This window comes from Ideonella sp., from assembly GCF_041914305.1.
Classification (GTDB): domain Bacteria; phylum Pseudomonadota; class Gammaproteobacteria; order Burkholderiales; family Burkholderiaceae_C; genus Ideonella.
Genome location: NZ_JAYSDQ010000010.1, coordinates 106,029 through 120,316, shown reverse-complemented (window position 1 = coordinate 120,316; position 14,288 = coordinate 106,029). Strand labels below are relative to the sequence as shown.

Annotated in this window: 13 protein-coding genes; 4 read left to right on the top strand and 9 right to left on the bottom strand. The window is 70.8% G+C overall.

Annotated features, from left to right (window positions below; all coding sequences use genetic code 11):
• Positions 1-27: 27 nt before the first annotated feature.
• The 4 genes from ACE3SG_RS14945 to ACE3SG_RS14930 all read right to left on the bottom strand — a co-directional run bounded on the left by ACE3SG_RS14945 (position 28) and on the right by ACE3SG_RS14930 (position 5,722).
• Complete coding sequence (locus tag ACE3SG_RS14945) at positions 28-723, bottom strand: DNA alkylation repair protein (RefSeq protein ID WP_374566202.1); 696 nt, start codon at positions 721-723, stop codon at positions 28-30.
• A gap of 43 nt (positions 724-766) precedes the next feature.
• Positions 767-1,732 (bottom strand): ornithine cyclodeaminase family protein, encoded by a 966-nt coding sequence (locus ACE3SG_RS14940; protein ID WP_374566200.1) that lies wholly within the window; start codon positions 1,730-1,732, stop codon positions 767-769.
• Between the two features lie 7 nt (positions 1,733-1,739).
• Positions 1,740-4,877, bottom strand: a complete 3,138-nt coding sequence (locus tag ACE3SG_RS14935) for an ATP-binding protein (RefSeq protein WP_374566345.1) — start codon at positions 4,875-4,877, stop codon at positions 1,740-1,742.
• A gap of 185 nt (positions 4,878-5,062) precedes the next feature.
• Positions 5,063-5,722, bottom strand: a complete 660-nt coding sequence (locus tag ACE3SG_RS14930; RefSeq protein ID WP_374566198.1) for a glutathione S-transferase family protein — start codon at positions 5,720-5,722, stop codon at positions 5,063-5,065.
• 313 nt (positions 5,723-6,035) lie between these two features.
• Between ACE3SG_RS14930 and ACE3SG_RS14925 the strand changes: the two genes are divergently transcribed.
• Positions 6,036-7,193 carry an ABC transporter substrate-binding protein gene (locus tag ACE3SG_RS14925; protein WP_374566196.1) on the top strand — a complete coding sequence of 386 codons (1,158 nt, stop codon included), beginning with the start codon at positions 6,036-6,038 and terminating at the stop codon, positions 7,191-7,193.
• A gap of 98 nt (positions 7,194-7,291) precedes the next feature.
• Here the strand turns inward: ACE3SG_RS14925 and ACE3SG_RS14920 are convergent, their stop codons facing one another.
• From ACE3SG_RS14920 to ACE3SG_RS14910, 3 genes are all read right to left on the bottom strand, one after another.
• Positions 7,292-7,999, bottom strand: a complete 708-nt coding sequence (locus ACE3SG_RS14920; RefSeq protein WP_374566195.1) for a PEP-CTERM sorting domain-containing protein — start codon at positions 7,997-7,999, stop codon at positions 7,292-7,294.
• A gap of 126 nt (positions 8,000-8,125) precedes the next feature.
• Positions 8,126-8,515, bottom strand: coding sequence for a T6SS amidase immunity protein Tai4 family protein (locus ACE3SG_RS14915; protein WP_374566193.1), 390 nt, complete (start codon positions 8,513-8,515; stop codon positions 8,126-8,128).
• A gap of 69 nt (positions 8,516-8,584) precedes the next feature.
• Complete coding sequence (locus tag ACE3SG_RS14910; protein ID WP_374566191.1) at positions 8,585-9,385, bottom strand: hypothetical protein; 801 nt, start codon at positions 9,383-9,385, stop codon at positions 8,585-8,587.
• A 202-nt stretch (positions 9,386-9,587) separates the two neighbouring features.
• On the opposite strand from ACE3SG_RS14910, the gene ACE3SG_RS14905 reads away from it, so the two are divergent.
• The 3 genes from ACE3SG_RS14905 to ACE3SG_RS14895 all read left to right on the top strand — a co-directional run bounded on the left by ACE3SG_RS14905 (position 9,588) and on the right by ACE3SG_RS14895 (position 13,003).
• Positions 9,588-10,604, top strand: a complete 1,017-nt coding sequence (locus ACE3SG_RS14905; RefSeq protein WP_374566189.1) for a choice-of-anchor tandem repeat NxxGxxAF-containing protein — start codon at positions 9,588-9,590, stop codon at positions 10,602-10,604.
• 80 nt (positions 10,605-10,684) lie between these two features.
• Positions 10,685-11,446 (top strand): helix-turn-helix domain-containing protein, encoded by a 762-nt coding sequence (locus ACE3SG_RS14900; RefSeq protein ID WP_374566188.1) that lies wholly within the window; start codon positions 10,685-10,687, stop codon positions 11,444-11,446.
• A gap of 84 nt (positions 11,447-11,530) precedes the next feature.
• Positions 11,531-13,003 (top strand): S41 family peptidase, encoded by a 1,473-nt coding sequence (locus ACE3SG_RS14895; RefSeq protein WP_374566186.1) that lies wholly within the window; start codon positions 11,531-11,533, stop codon positions 13,001-13,003.
• Positions 13,004-13,055: 52 nt separating this feature from the next.
• Here the strand turns inward: ACE3SG_RS14895 and ACE3SG_RS14890 are convergent, their stop codons facing one another.
• Together ACE3SG_RS14890 and ACE3SG_RS14885 are read right to left on the bottom strand one after the other, a co-directional pair.
• Positions 13,056-13,736 carry a hypothetical protein gene (locus ACE3SG_RS14890; RefSeq protein ID WP_374566184.1) on the bottom strand — a complete coding sequence of 227 codons (681 nt, stop codon included), beginning with the start codon at positions 13,734-13,736 and terminating at the stop codon, positions 13,056-13,058.
• A gap of 152 nt (positions 13,737-13,888) precedes the next feature.
• Entirely contained in the window at positions 13,889-14,275 is a 387-nt protein-coding gene (locus ACE3SG_RS14885) for a hypothetical protein (RefSeq protein ID WP_374566182.1), read from the bottom strand.
• Positions 14,276-14,288 lie beyond the last annotated feature (13 nt).

Sequence of the window (14,288 nt, the reverse complement as noted above, 5' to 3'; positions counted from 1 at the left end):
CCTCCTGTCATGGAATGGATATCGGGGTCAATCGGGCGACGCGGGTGGCGCCCGCAGCTCGCGCAGCGCGTCCGCCGCGATCCAGCGGGCGGCGCGCGAGGGCTGCGCGGCGATGCGCTCGGCACAGGCGATGGCCCGTGGCCGCAACGCAGCGTTGCGCTTGCCGATCTGGCGCAGCGCCCAGTTGACCGCCTTCTTGACGAAGTTGCGCGGGTCGCCGGCATGCTGCTCGATCAGCGGCAGTGTCTCGATGAAACGCTCGTCGGCGGCGGCCTTGTCGTGCACCGCCAGCGCGGCCAGCAACGCGAACGCCGCGCGGCGCTCGAACTCGGCCTCGTGCGCGGCCCACACCGGCACCCGGCCCCAGGCCAGCGGCGACGGCGCGAACGCGTTGGTGCAGGCCTGGTCGCAGGTGTCCCACGCGTTCAGCGTCGCGGCCCAGCGGTTCATCTGCGCGACCGTGAACCGCGCCGGCTCGGCCACGTAGGCAGCCAGGATCTGCGCGTCCGGAATGCCGCTGTCGGCCAGGGCCAGCGCCAGGTCGTGGTGGCGGCCGATCTGCCGGCCCAGCAGCCGCAGCGCCGGCACCGACAGGCCCAGCCGCCCTTCGGTGTTCATGCCGAAGCCGGCCATGCTGGCCAGCACCTCGGGCCGGGCCTGGGCGCGCAGCAGCGCGAGCGCCTGGTCCAGGGTGATCGGCGCGGGCGCAGCGGGCGTGGGCATGCGGGCGATTCTGCCGCCGCAGCGGGCCAGGGTCGATGCCGCATCAACCCGGGTTGGCCACCACCTCCTCGTAGGCCAGCACCGCGGCGGCCAGGTCTTCGAGCGCCGTGCCGACCGACTTGAACACCGTGCGCTCGGCGGCCCCGGGGCGGCCGGCACAGCGCCCGCGGGCCAAGTCGGCCAGCGTGCCGCGCACATCGGCGGCGGTGAACACCCCACGCGCCAGCGGCCCGAGCAAGTCGCCGCTCTTTCGCAGCGCCTCGTCGGTGTCGACATACAGCATGGCGCCGGCAAAGCAGGCGTCATCGGCTTCGCACATCGCCGGCGTGAAGCTGCCGATCAGGTCCAGGTGGCTGCCCGGTGCGAGCCAGCGGCCCTGGATCAGCGGCGTGGTGGCCAGCGTCGCGCAGCTGACGATGTCGGCCTGCGCCGCGGCGGCGGCCAGGTCGGTGATCGCCACTGCCTCCAGCCCTTGCGCGCGCCAGCCGGCGGCCATGCGCTCGGCCTGCCGGTGATCGCGGGCCCAGACGCTGACCCGCTCGATGCCGCGCACCGCGCCGTAGGCCTGCGGCAGCAGGGCCGCCACCCGGCCCGCGCCGACGACCAGCAGGTGGCGTGCATCGCGCCGCGCCAGGAACGACGCCGCCAGCGCCGACGCTGCGACAGTGCGACGCGTGGTGATCTCGTCGCCATCGATCAGCGCCAGCGGCACGCCGGTGGCCGCGTCGTGCAGCAGGTAGCTGGCGTGCAGCCCGGGCAGCCCCCGCGCCGCATTGCCCGGCGCGATGTTGACCACCTTGACGCCGTAGTACGACGCGCGCCCCGCGCCGGGCTGCCACGCCGGCATGATCAGTGACGTGAGCGCCGCATCGCCCGCTGCCGACGAAATCTCGTGCACGTGCCGCGGCGGCACCACGCAGCGATCGTCGGCGAACTGCGCACGCAGCGCATCGACCAGCGGGCCGAAGGGCAGGGCCTGCCGCGTCGCGGTGGCGTCGATCACGATCATCGGGCGCTCAATGCAGGTCACCCAGGTCGGTGTCCAGGCTGCTCAGCATCTCGTCCAGCAGCGCCAGCAGCCGCTTGGCCTCGACCGGCTTGGGCAGGAAGGCCTGGGCCCCTTGGCGCAGCGCCTGCGCGACCTGGTCGTGGTCGGCCGATGCCGACAAGATGACCACCGGCAGGTCGCTCGTCACCGGGCTCGCGCGCAGGGCCTGCAGCACGGCCATGCCGCTGATGTCCGGCAGGCGCAGGTCCAGCAGCACCAGGTCCGGCGGGCGGGCCGTGGCCGCGGCGAGGCCGCTGCGCCCGTCGCGGCTGACATGCAGCGCAATCTGCGGCCGCAGCGCCAGCATCGCGCCGATCACGTCGATGTTGTCGCTGTTGTCTTCGATCAGCAGCACCTGCCGCGCGTTGTAGGGCCGCACCGGCGCGGCGTTGTCGGCCACCGCCTCGGCCGAGGGGGCGGCCAGATCCGCCATCGGCAGCGTGATCGCAAACGTGGTGCCGCGGCCCTCTTCGCTGCGCACCTGCACCTCGCCCCGCATGCGCTCGACCAGCAGCTTCGTGATGTACAGCCCGATGCCGGCGCCGGCCACGTTCGAGCTCTCCCGCCCCAGCCGGTCGAACGGCCTGAACAAGCGCTGCAGCTGCGCCGGCGACATGCCGAGCCCACTGTCGCTGACCACGATCGTCACCCGCCCCGGCCGCTCGACCCGCGTCTCGACCGAGACGCTGCCGCCGGGCCGGTTGTACTTGATCGCGTTGGACAACACGTTGATCAGCACCTGGCGCAGCCGCGTGACGTCGGCCTGCACGAACAGCCGGTCGTTGCAGCTGGGCTGCGGGTGCACCTGCACCTGGCGCTTGCGGGCCTCGCTCTCGGTCATCGCCACCGCGCTGCCCAGCAACGACGCCAGGTCGACCGGCGTGCTGGTCAGCGCCACGGCGCCGGCCTCGACCCGCGACAGGTCGAGCACATCGTCGATCAGCTGCAGCAGGTGCCAGCCGGCGTCCTGCATCTGCTTCAACCAGCCCTGGTGCTTCTCGGTGTAGGGCAGGCTGCGGTCCAGGCTCAGCAGCTGCGCGAAGCCGAGCACCGCGTTCAGCGGCGTGCGCAGCTCGTGGCTCATGCGCGAGAGGAACTCGGTCTTGGCCCGGTTGGCGGCCTCGGCCACCGCCCGCGCCCGTTGGGCTTCTTCCAGCCGCAGATGCTCGCTCATGTCTTCGACCAGCGAGACGGTGATGTCGGGCTGCCCTTGCTGGTCGAGCAGCACGGTGGCCGAGACACGCGCCTGCACCATCTGGCCATCGGCCCTGACATAACGCTTGACGTAGCGCAGTTGGCCCCCGCTGTTGACCAGCGCGGCGCGGCGCGCCCGGTCTGCGCCGGCGTCTTCGGCGGGCGTGATGTCGAGAATGCTCTTGCCGCGCAGTTGCTGCTCGGTGTAGCCCAGCAGCTCGCAGTAGCAGGCGTTGGGCTGCAGGATGATGCCGTCCTTGGTGGCGAAGACCACACCCACCGGCACCTTGTCGAACAAGACCTTGAAGCGCTCCTCGGTCGACCGCAGCGCCGATTCGGACTGCTGGTTTTCGCTGCGCAGCTGCAGCACCTGCCGGGTGCGCTGGCGCACCGTCAGCTCGATCTCTCGCGCGCGGCCCGTCAACAGCAGCAGCAAGGCGCCCAGCATGCCGCAGGCGACCATGCCGGACGCGGCAAAGATCGACGCCGCGCCACGGTCGGCCCCCAGCCCCTTGCCGTAGACCGGCGCGTCGGGCACCGCCACGATGCGCAGCGCCCACTGGCGCGAGGCGAATTCGATCGTCGTCGAGAACTCACGCCGCGCCTTCGGTGCCGGCGTGGCGCAGGCCGGGCTGCCGGCCAGCAGCTCGAACTCGCGGCCCTGGTCGAGCAGGCAATACGCCAGCGACTTGGGCAGCTTCGAGGTCAGCTCGTCCAGCGCATCGCCCATCCGCAGCGTCGCGAACGCCACGCCCTGTTGTTGCCCCTCGAGGCCCCGCACCTTCTGGTAGACCACCACCCCGGTCTGCACGCCCGATTCCTGCGTCAGCCGGAACGGCCCGGTGGCGACCGCCGCGCCCGACTGCAGCGTGCGCAGCAAGGCCTTGCGCGGCTCGCTGATCGACAGCGAGTTGACGCCGAGCGCCCGGGCGTTGCGGCTCATCGGCTCGATGAAGCGCACCGACAGCACGAAGGTGTCGCCGGTCGCGATCTCGGGCTCGCGAAAGAACACGCGGAAGTCGCGCCCGTCCTGCGCCGCGATCGCCGCCTCGCGCGGCTTCAGGCTCTCGCGGTCGATCTGCTCCAGGAAGCCCAGCGCCTGCAGCGACGGCATGCCGCGCAGCCAGGGCTCGGCGGCCCGCTCGAACAGCCCGCGGGACACCGGGCGCTCGCCCTCGAACACGCCGTGTATCGCCGTCAAGGCGTCCAGGTGCCGTTGCAGGTGGGCCTCGATCGAGCCGGCGGCGTTGGTCACGTCGCGCTCGAACGCGGCGTTCGCACGCTGGTCTTCCCATTCATTGACCCGCGCCGTGGCCCAGCCCAGCAGCAGCGTGGCGGCCACCAGCGGCGCCGCCACCGTGGCCCGGCGTGAGCGCCAGATGTGCCGCGGCGCCCCGATCAGCGTCAGCACGATCGGGGCGCCGACCAGCGCACCGAAGGCATCGCCGCTGTACCAGGTCCACCAGGTGCTGGCCAGGCCTTCGAGCGTCACCGCGTCGCCGCTGGCGCGCCAGAAGGCGATCGCGGCGGTGGCGACCGTGGCGCTGACCAGGCAGCCGAGCGCGCAGCCGACCAGGCTGAAGCGGGCGATCTCGCGCGGCCGGGTCAGGCTCGGGTGCGTGCCCATCAACCGCCGAACCAGCATCGCCCCGGCCAACGACTGCAGGCCGGCCCCGAGTGCGAACGCGACGGGCAACACCGTCATCGGGCGGCCGGCCAGCCAGGCCAGGCCGATGTTGGCGGCCAGGGCGCCGAGAAAAACGCCGACCGACGCCCCCAGGCCGAAGCGCAGCACGCACGCCAGCGCGAGGCCGGCGGCCGGGTAGACCGGCGACGCAAACGCCCCGGTCTTGACCAGCAGCAGCGCTGGCGCCGCCACGCAGAAATAGGCGACAGCGGTGCCTGCCGCGATCTGCGCACTGTTCAGAACAACGCTGTCCCGGCGAGAGTCGATGCTTCACTCCTGCGCTGGCGGCCCCGCCACGCCGGGCCCCACCTCGGCGGCTTGCCCGTCGGACGGTAGTCTGCGTCCGCCGCGGCGTCAATGCCAGACCCCGTCGCCGCCGGTGTCTGCGCCGTGCCACGCCCCACGCGGCGTCAGTCGCGGTCGGGCGCGCCGAGCGGAAAGTAGGAGCGGTACGGCCGGGCCTCGTCCACCGCGCGGGCGAATGACGGCCGGGCGAGCAGGCGGCGGCGGTAGGCGTGCACGTGCGGGTAGGCGTCGCCGATCGCGTGGGTCCAGTCGGCATAGAAGAGGAACGGCGCGGCGCCGCAGTCGGCCAGGCTGAACTGGTCACCCACCGCCCACTCGCGGCCGGCCATGCGCTCGTTGAGCCAGGCGTAGGCCGTGTCGAGCATGCTGCGCGCCTCTTGCACGCCATAGGCATCGCGCGACTCGGCCGGCCGCAGCGCGTTGAAGACGATCTTCTGCTGCGGCGTCGAGATGTAGTTGTCGAAGAAGCGGTCGAGCATGCGCACCTCCAGCGCGGCATCGGGCTCGGCCGGGATCAGCCGCACCGGGCCGGGGTGGTGCAGGCCCAGGTACTCGATGATGCAGCTGGCTTCGAGAATCGTCCGCCCCGCCTCCACCAGCACCGGAAACCGCTTGATCGGCCACAGCCGGGCCAGTTGCTGCGACGCCGGGCTGTCGGGGCCGTCCAGCAGTTGCGGCTCGAACGGGATCGCGTTCTCGTACAGCGCCACCAGCACCTTCTGGCAGTACGACGAGAACGGGTGGAAATAGAGCTGCAAGGCCACAGGCACTCCTTCGTTGACGACGGGCCGCCGACATGGCCGCCCCTGCTTCGACGACGAACGGCCGCCGCCGAAATCGACCAGGCCCCCGACACACCACAGGCCCGGCCGGCGATTGTGGGGGCGCGATGCCTAACGACGAGTTTGCGTAGCCCACCGACCCGCACGCCATCGATTGGCAACATCGGAAACATCACGTTGCGTGCCGACGATGACACTTGATGAAGGGTTGGCCATGCCGGGCTGTAACGTGCGCGACAGCCCCGAGCGGGGCTCTCGAAGATGATGCCGGCCAACTAGGAGTGGACTGACTCAGATGAACCGTCGTGATGTACTAGAACGGGCGATTCGCAGCGCCTGCGTGGTGGCCCTGCCCGGGGCGGCAAGCGTGGCCTGGGCCGAGCCTGGCGTGACCGCCACCCAGGTGCTGATCGGCAGCAGCCTGGCCTTGACCGGCCCGCTGGCCGGCGCGGGCATCGCCCACACGGCCGGCCTGAACGCAGCGTTCAAGGCCGCCAACAGCAGCGGCGGCATCGGTGGCCGCACGCTCAAGCTCATCAGCCTGGACGACGCCTACGTGCCGGCGAAGACCGTGGAGAACACGCGCCGCCTGATCGAAGACCAGCAGGTGTTCGCGCTGGTGTCGTCGATGGGCACTGGCAACACCGCCGCCATCCTGCCAGCGGTCGAGAAGGCCGAAGTGCCGCTGGTCGGGCCGGTGACCGGCGCCGCCTCGCTGCGCAAGCCGGGGCTGAAGAATGTCTTCCACGTGCGGGCCAGCTACCGCGACGAGACCGACCGGCTGATGCAGCAGCTGCTGTCGTGGGGCTTGAAGAGCCTGGCTTTCGTCTACCTCGACAACCCGTTCGGCAAAGAGGTGCTGGCCGATGCCGAAGTCTCGGTGGTGGCCAAGGGCGCCGAGTTGGCCGGCAAGTTCGCGCTCGCCGTCGACGGCGCCAACGCCGAAGACCTGGCCAAGCAGGTGTATGCACTCAAGCCCAGCGCGGTGATCCTGGGCACCACCGGCACCGCCAACACCGCGTTCTTGCAGAACTACCGCCGCCTGTCGCCGGCCACGCCGGTGGCGGGCCTGTCGGTGTCGGTGCTGGCCTCTGAATTCACCAAGCTCGGCCCGGCCCTCAACGGCCTCGCGCTGACGCAGGTGCTGCCCGACGCCATCAGCACGCGGCTCGCGGTGGTGCGCAACTACCAGGCGGCGATGCGCAGCGCGGGCGAAGACGCCCACATCGGCGGCAGCAGCTTCGAAGGCTGGATCAACGGCCAGGTGCTGATCGAGGGGCTGCGCCGCACCGGCGGTGACCTTCGGCGCGAGAAGCTGCGCACCGCGCTGGCCGGCATGCGCCGGCTCGACCTGGGCGAGTTCGTGCTCGGCTACGGCGGGCAGGCGCCCTACGTGGCCTCGCAGTTCATCGACCTGGCGATCATGGGCAACAACGGCAAGCGCTCAGGCTGACAGCCCTCGTTGGGTGGCCGCACGAGCCTGCGCAGCCACCCGGCGCCCGCCCCACCCGGTGACCGGGCCCCTGTCGATCAGGCGAGGCACGGCCAGGCTCAGGGCGCGACGACCCCGACCTCGATGTTGTCGTACAGCACGTCGAAGTCGTGGTCGCTGCCGTACATGTAGCCCGGCTGGTAGGTGGTGATCGCGATCTCGTCAACACCGGCGAGCACGTCGGCAAACGTGCGGTCGGCCGGCAGGAACGGGCGGCCCTTCTTGTCTTCGGCCCCGTAGCCGCCCCAGCCCTCGGGCAGCGTGGCCGAGGTCGGGTCGGCGATCGTGACCGACCAGGTGTGCCAGCCCGGCAGGTTCTGCGCATCGAGGTAGCCGACGATGGTCCACACCGACGCGTAGGGGTGGTCCTTCGGCGGGTTGTCGTAGTCGCGCAGTTCGACCACCAGCTCACGCCGCGTCGGCGCGCCCAGGAAGTTCACCAGCCGGGCCTTGGTATCCAGCTGGATGCGCACCGGCAGCCCCGCCTTCAGCGGCTGCAGCCAGCTGGCCCGGCGCTGGAACATCATCGAGCCGGTGGCGCCACCCTGCACATGGTGGATCGCCGGCGCCGTGTGGCCCAGGTGCTTGTCGACCCACATGATGCCGGGCACGTTGCGCTGGTACAGCCAACCGGCGCTCAGGCCGTTGTCGAATCCGGTGCGCTGGTGCATCGGGTCGGCCTCGCTGGCGGCAGCGCTGGTGGAGACGATCGCCAGCGCGGCCACGACGGCCATGGCGGCGTGGGCGGGGTTCAAGAATCGGTGCATGAGGCGTGCCCTTTGTCGTGCGGTGAAGGATGACAGCGCCGGTCCCTCCAAGGGCCCGGCAGCAGCACCCGATGCTAGGCAGCCTCGGCGTTCAAAGCTTGATCAAAACCAGACCGCGCGCCCCTGTCAGGGCCGCTTCGCAGCGCCCCGCTCGAGCCTGACCACGAACCGGTCAAGTTCGATGCTGTGCAGCAGGTCGATGCACTTCATGGTGTTGTACTCGGCCCCGCTGGACCCGGCGTAGCGACGGGCCACGTAGCTGTCGACCAGCGCGTGCAGCGCCTGGTAGGCCTCGATGCCTTGTTGGCCGAATTCGAGGTAGGCGCCGGCGGTGGCGTTGGCATCGGCCTTGGTCGCCGCGTCTTTTGAGACCTCTGCCAGGCACACGCTGAAGGCCCAGTTCTTCATCAGGTCACGCTGCGAGTAGGTGCCGGTCATCGGCTGCCCGGCCGGCGGCGAGGCCGCCATCGCCAAGGCAGGCAGGGCCGACAAAAGGGTGATCGCGATGCGCTTCACGCGGGGCTCCCGGTGGTGGCCGTTGCCGGCACGACCAGGCGATTGTGCGGCGAGCGGCGCCGACAGCGCTCAGAACGGCTCGCCCGGCTTGGGCATCGGCTTCCAGGGCAGGTCGTGCAGCGGCTGCTCGCCGACACCGAGCTCACGCGCCTGCTGGCCGCTCAGCTGCACGAATTCGAGCTGCGACGAGGGCACGGTGAGGCCGAGGGCGCGGTGGTCTTCAGAGCCGCCCTGCGTGTCGCGCACGAAGCCGTTGGCTCGCGGGTCGAGCTGCGCGCGCATCAGCACCGCGCCGTTGTTGGCGAACTCGGGCCGCAGCATGTAGTCGCGCGAGCCGTCGCCATGGCTCATGTAGACCGTCTCGGAGTTGGCGCCGTTGCGCAATGCCTCGGCCGCGTTGTGGCGGCTGCTGCGCAGGATCATGTTGGCGTCGGCCGGCGGCAGGCCCATCGCGCCGACCATCTGCACCGTGCTCAGGTGCTGCGCCACCGCGTGGTCGGCGCTGGGGTAGGCGTCGCCCCGTTGCGCGTCGAGCCCGGCGCCCTGGCGCGGCTGCTGGGCCAGCGGCATCAGGCCACCGGCATCGCGAATGGACTCGGCATTGGCCGTCGCCGTCAGGTGGTACAGCGTTTGCGGGTTGGGGCCTTGCACCGCCTCGCGCTGCGGCAACTGGTAGCTGCTGCCCGGCGGCGGCAGCGAGGCCGTGCGCCGCCGCGGCGCACCGTCGCCCAGGCCCCCGGCGCGGCTGGCCAACCCCGCGGGCGCCGCCCACTGCTGCGACGCGGGCGTTGGCGTGGTGGCGGGTGACGCGTGGTCGGCAGCGCCACTGTCGCTGGTGCCGGTGACGGACTGGGAACGGATTCGTGTCATGAGGGCCCCGCATGAATGGCGTTGGGCCTCGAGGCTAGGGCGGGCCGCGGCCCGGGCCGCTGGGGTGACACGAATCAACGTCCAGCCGCGCGAAGCCGGGCCGGCGGGTGGGCCGCGAAACCGGCTGGCAAGATGGCGGCGCCGGGCGGCCACCGCATCCCGCAAGCCTGCCCCCTTCAATGCCTGCCCCATCGGAATGACCGTGCAATTCAGGCCCTACACCTTGACGACCATCGCCTCGACCGGCGACCGGTTCACCGACTTCGCGCCCTATGTGGCGTCGATCAACGACGCTGGCGTCGTGGCCTTCCAGGCCACGCTGGCGGGCGGGCACAGCGGCGTGTTCACCGGCGGCGGCGGGCCGATCACCGACATCGCCGTGACCACCTCGGCCGCGTGCCCGGTGCAGCGGTTCACGAGCCACCCCGACATCAACCGGGCGGGCGCACTCACCGTCTATGGCACGCTCGACACCGGCGAACAGGCGCTGCTGATGTTCACCGACGGCCACCTCGCCGCAGCGGGCGGGCGCGACCGCTTCACCACGATCGGGCCCCTGGGCCCGACCATGAACGAGCACGGCGAGGTGGCCTTTCGCGGCGCGCTGCGCGACGGGCAGGCCGGCATCCATCTTCAGCGCGGTGCCGAGGCCATCACCATCGCAACGGCCGGCCCAGGCTACCGCGGGTTCGAAGGCCTGCCGGTGGTCAACAACCTGGGGCAGCTCGTGTTCCGGGCCGACCTGCCCGATGGGCGGCAAGGCCTGTTCATGCACCAGCAGGGCCAATGCTCGGCGATCGCGACGACGGGCGACGACTTCACCGAGCTCGCGCGCTTCCCGATCGTCAACGACCACGGCACGGTGGCCTTCGCCGCCGTGCGCAAAACGGGCGGGCCGGCGCTGTTCACCGCCACGGCCGGCCGCCTGACCTGCCTGGTGGACGCGGCGGCCGGCTTCGAGAGCTTTCGCGGCGTGCTGATCAACAACGCAGGCCCCGTGGCCTTCTACGCCACGCCCGCCGCCGGCCAGATCGGCATCTACACCGGCCCCGACCCGCTTCACCACCGCGTCGTCGGCGTCGGCGACGCCCTGCTCGGCGCCACGGTCACCGACTTCGCCCTGAACCCGGTGTCAGTCAATGAGCTTGGCCAGTTAGCGATCCGCGTCGCCCTCAGCGACGGGCGGCAGTTCATCTTGCGGGGTGATCCGGGCGGCTGACGCTTGCCGACTTGCCGCTGCCCGGCAGAACAGAGGAACGCGCGGCCGGCCTGACAGCACACTGGTTAGACTCCCCGGGCATGAACGCCTTGTTCTCCGAAATCAAGCAGGTGAGCTACGCGCCGGGCTTGGTGATGGAGCCGCACCGGCACCGCCGCACCAGCTTGTCGCTGGTGCTCGCCGGCAGCTACGAGGAGAGCATCCGCGGGCGCCGCGGTGAGTTCGAATTCGGCGCGCTGCTGGTGTGCCCGCCCCACGAAACCCACGCCCAGCGCTTCGGCGCGACGGGCTTGCGCCAGCTGTTGTTCACGCCCACGCCTGAGGCCATCGCGCGGCTGGATGAGGTGATGCGCCTGGCCGACGCTCCGGCCGTGCGCACGCTTTCGCTGGCCGACGTGGGCCGGCGCATCGCTCAGGAGCTGCACACGGCCGACGATTTCTCGGCGCTGGTGGTCAGCGGCCTGTCGCACGAGTTGATCGGCTTGGCCTCACGCGAGCAGGCCCGCCGCGGTGGCGCGCTGCCGTTGAAGCTGCGCCGGGCGATGGACTTGCTGCGCGAGCAGTCGTGCCAGCCGCTGGCGCTGGACGACATCGCCCGCGCCGTGGGCTACGAAGCGGGCGAGCTGGCAAGGGCCTTTCGCGCCCATGTCGGCCAGACGCCCGGCGAGGTCCACCGCCGCCTGCGCGTCGAGCGCGCGGCCACGCTGCTGGCCCGGTCGACGCAGCCGCTGGCAGACATCGCCGCACTCTGCGGTTTCAGCGATCAGCCGCACATGACGCGCGCCTTCAAGGCCCAGCTCGGCACCACGCCGGCGGCCTACCGCCGCCGCACCAGCGGCTGACGTTCAAAAGCGCAGATCCCGTTCAAGACAGGCGCCGCTGCCTGGGCGACAAACGCGTTCCTTTCATTTCACGAAGAGACGGCCATGACCGTGATGCGCCGGCCCCTGCTGTTGGCCGCCTTGACCCTGACCACGCTCACCGCACAGGCACGCGGCTATGACGCCGCCGCCTGGCAGCGCGACTACGCCCAGCTGAAGAAGACGCTGGAGCAGCAATACGCCAACCTGGCCTGGTTCGCGTCACCCGAAGGCGGCGTGAACCTGCCACGGCTGGACCACCTCACCCGCCAGGCCCTGCAGGCCGCGCGCAGTGATGACGAGGCGCGCCGGGCCATCCAGGGCTTCGTGGGCGCATTCAAGGACGGGCACTTCTCGGTGCTGCCCGATCAGGCCGCGCCCACAAGCGCGGCGCCCGAGGTGCCGGCCAGACCTTTCGACGCGACCGACCCCACGGCGAGTTGTGCGGCGCTGGGCTTCTTGCCCACGGCGCGCGAGGCCTTCTCGCTGCCGTTGGAGAGCCTGCCCAACTTTCGGCTGATGGGCGATGGGCTGTCGACCGTTTACCGCTCGGGGCTGGCCACCATGGCGGGTGGCCAGAAGATCGGCGTCCTGCGCATTCAAAACTTCTACAAAGAAGCCTTCCCTGCGGTTTGCCCGCAAGGTCATGCCTGGCTGAAGGCCAAGGGCGACCGCATCGACGAGAAGTCTCTGCGCGACGCTGCCGACCATCGCTGGTTCGAGGGCCTGGCCGAGCAGATCGACGAGCTGAAGGCCGCGGGCATGACCACGCTGCTGATCGACGTGGGCAGCAACAGCGGTGGCAATGACAGCGGCGACCTGTTCCCGCGGTTGCTGACCGACAAGCCCGTGCGCTCGAGCCGGCTGCGCATGGCGGCGTCCGCCGCGGCCACCGCCTATGCGGATGAACAACTGAAGACCCTGGACGCTGCGCTGAAAACTTCACCGCCCGCCGAGGCCCGCGACGCGCTGGGCCGGGCGCGCGAATTCTTCGTGCAGGCCAAGGCGCAGGCGCAGCAACCCTGTGACATGGCCTGGGTGTGGACACAGCAGCGGCCCTGGGCGAGCCAAGGCTGCAAGCGGCTGGTGGACGTGGGCCATGCCGGCGGCTTCGCAGCCACGCTGCCGCGGGGCGCGTTCGGCGACCAGAACATCGCCTACCGGCTGTCCTACCCGTCCAGCGCCGACGACCTGTGGGCCATGTGGAGCGGCCCCTTGTACGTGCTGACCGACGGTCGCACCTACTCGTCCGCCGAGATGTTCACAGCCGTGGTGCAAGACAACCACCTCGGCAAGACCGTGGGCGCCACCACCGGCGGCGACGGCTGCGGCTTCATGAGCGGCGACAAGCCCAAGATACTCACCCACTCGCGCCTGCGCCTGCGCATGCCCGATTGCATGCGGCTGCGCGCCGACGGCAGCGACGAGGTGGCCGGCATTGCACCGGACCTGCCGGTGCTGGCGACCGAAGGCGAAGACGGCCGCCAGCGCGCAGTGCGGGCGCTGGAAACCATCGCGGCCGACGTACTGGCGCGATAGGCCGTGGCGCTCTGGCCCTCTGGCCTTTCGGGCCCGCCGCGCGTCGTGGGCGTTACCTGCGGCCTCGCCCACGCGCGCCGCCGCGCCCACCACCGCGCCCCTGCCGGCGGGCACCGCCGCCCCCGCCACCGCCGCGCCGTCGATTCCGTTCCTTTTCCAGTTGACGAAGCAGCCGTCTTTCGTGATTGGTCCATCGCGCGTGCTTCCGGTCGCCCAGTCGAGCATCCTCGTCCTCGCGGCTCTGGATCGAGCTTTCCAGGTGGCCGATGTTCTCTTCGAGTTGTTCGGCGGTCAGCGCACCCCGCTGCTCGTTCGTCTTGACCTCCCGGATGTTGTCGATCTGCTGCTTGAGGGCCTGGTAAGCCGCTTGCGGCAAGTTGACACCGCCCCTGCCCCCGCCGCCCCTGCCACCGCGGCCGCCGCGGTTTCCGCGGTTGCCGCCCCGGCCTGCGCCGCCTCGCCCGCGCGGCTGCTTGTTGCGCTTGGGCATCCGCTGCACCGGCGCTGACGACTGGCTCTCGGCAATCGCGGCCGCCTGACCGGTGTCGTTCGCCGCATGCTCTGCGGCTGTCAAATGCGCCAGGGCCTGCCGCTGGGCCACCATGCGCGGGCTGTCGGCGAAGGGCGGTGGCCGCCCACCCGCCACCTGCGGCGCGCGCTGCGCCGACTCGGGCTCCGCAGCCGCGCGGCGCTGAGCCGCCTTCGCCACATCCTGCGGCGTTCGGGTCTTCATCAAGTCTTCTCCGGGCGGACGGGCAGCGACGGCCGCCCGTCCGCGCAGCCTAGCCACTTGAGGCTTGCAGCGGCATCGGCAATTTGCTGATTTCGCAGCGTGTGCGCTGGTGCGCCCACGGGCTGGTACGCGGACGGCCCAGCCGTGCGGCGTCAGCCGGCAGACCAGCGCTTCAGCGATCGTTCGACCTGCTTCGTGTCCAGCAGCAGCGCGGGATCAAGGCTCCAGCGCAGGAACCTCTCGACCACTTGCCGCTGCTCAGGAGAGCAGTTGAACTTGAAGTTCAGATGCGTGAGTTCAGGCTTCTTCGATCGCCCAAACTCCGCCAGTGCACTGACCGTGTAGTCGTGGACGAGTTCAGCCGGTCGATGCCCATTTCGCGCGCACCACGCCATGTACGCCGGAACCACGGTCTGCAGGCTGACGGGCGCGACCAGACGAGAGAGGTCGGGGTGAGCCTCGATGAAGACGTCGGATAGAACGCCAACGCTGTCCGGAAAGGCCGCTTCGATCTGTGCGGAGAGATGCGTGTTCTTCATGGGGGCCCAACGT

Coding starts and splice junctions, on each gene's coding strand:
- ACE3SG_RS14945 (WP_374566202.1), bottom strand. CDS start 723: ATGCCCACGCCCGCTGCGCCCGCGCCGATCACCCTGGACCAGGCGCTC.
- ACE3SG_RS14940 (WP_374566200.1), bottom strand. CDS start 1,732: ATGATCGTGATCGACGCCACCGCGACGCGGCAGGCCCTGCCCTTCGGC.
- ACE3SG_RS14925 (WP_374566196.1), top strand. CDS start 6,036: ATGAACCGTCGTGATGTACTAGAACGGGCGATTCGCAGCGCCTGCGTG.
- ACE3SG_RS14920 (WP_374566195.1), bottom strand. CDS start 7,999: ATGCACCGATTCTTGAACCCCGCCCACGCCGCCATGGCCGTCGTGGCC.
- ACE3SG_RS14910 (WP_374566191.1), bottom strand. CDS start 9,385: ATGACACGAATCCGTTCCCAGTCCGTCACCGGCACCAGCGACAGTGGC.
- ACE3SG_RS14900 (WP_374566188.1), top strand. CDS start 10,685: ATGAACGCCTTGTTCTCCGAAATCAAGCAGGTGAGCTACGCGCCGGGC.
- ACE3SG_RS14895 (WP_374566186.1), top strand. CDS start 11,531: ATGACCGTGATGCGCCGGCCCCTGCTGTTGGCCGCCTTGACCCTGACC.
- ACE3SG_RS14890 (WP_374566184.1), bottom strand. CDS start 13,736: ATGAAGACCCGAACGCCGCAGGATGTGGCGAAGGCGGCTCAGCGCCGC.
- ACE3SG_RS14885 (WP_374566182.1), bottom strand. CDS start 14,275: ATGAAGAACACGCATCTCTCCGCACAGATCGAAGCGGCCTTTCCGGAC.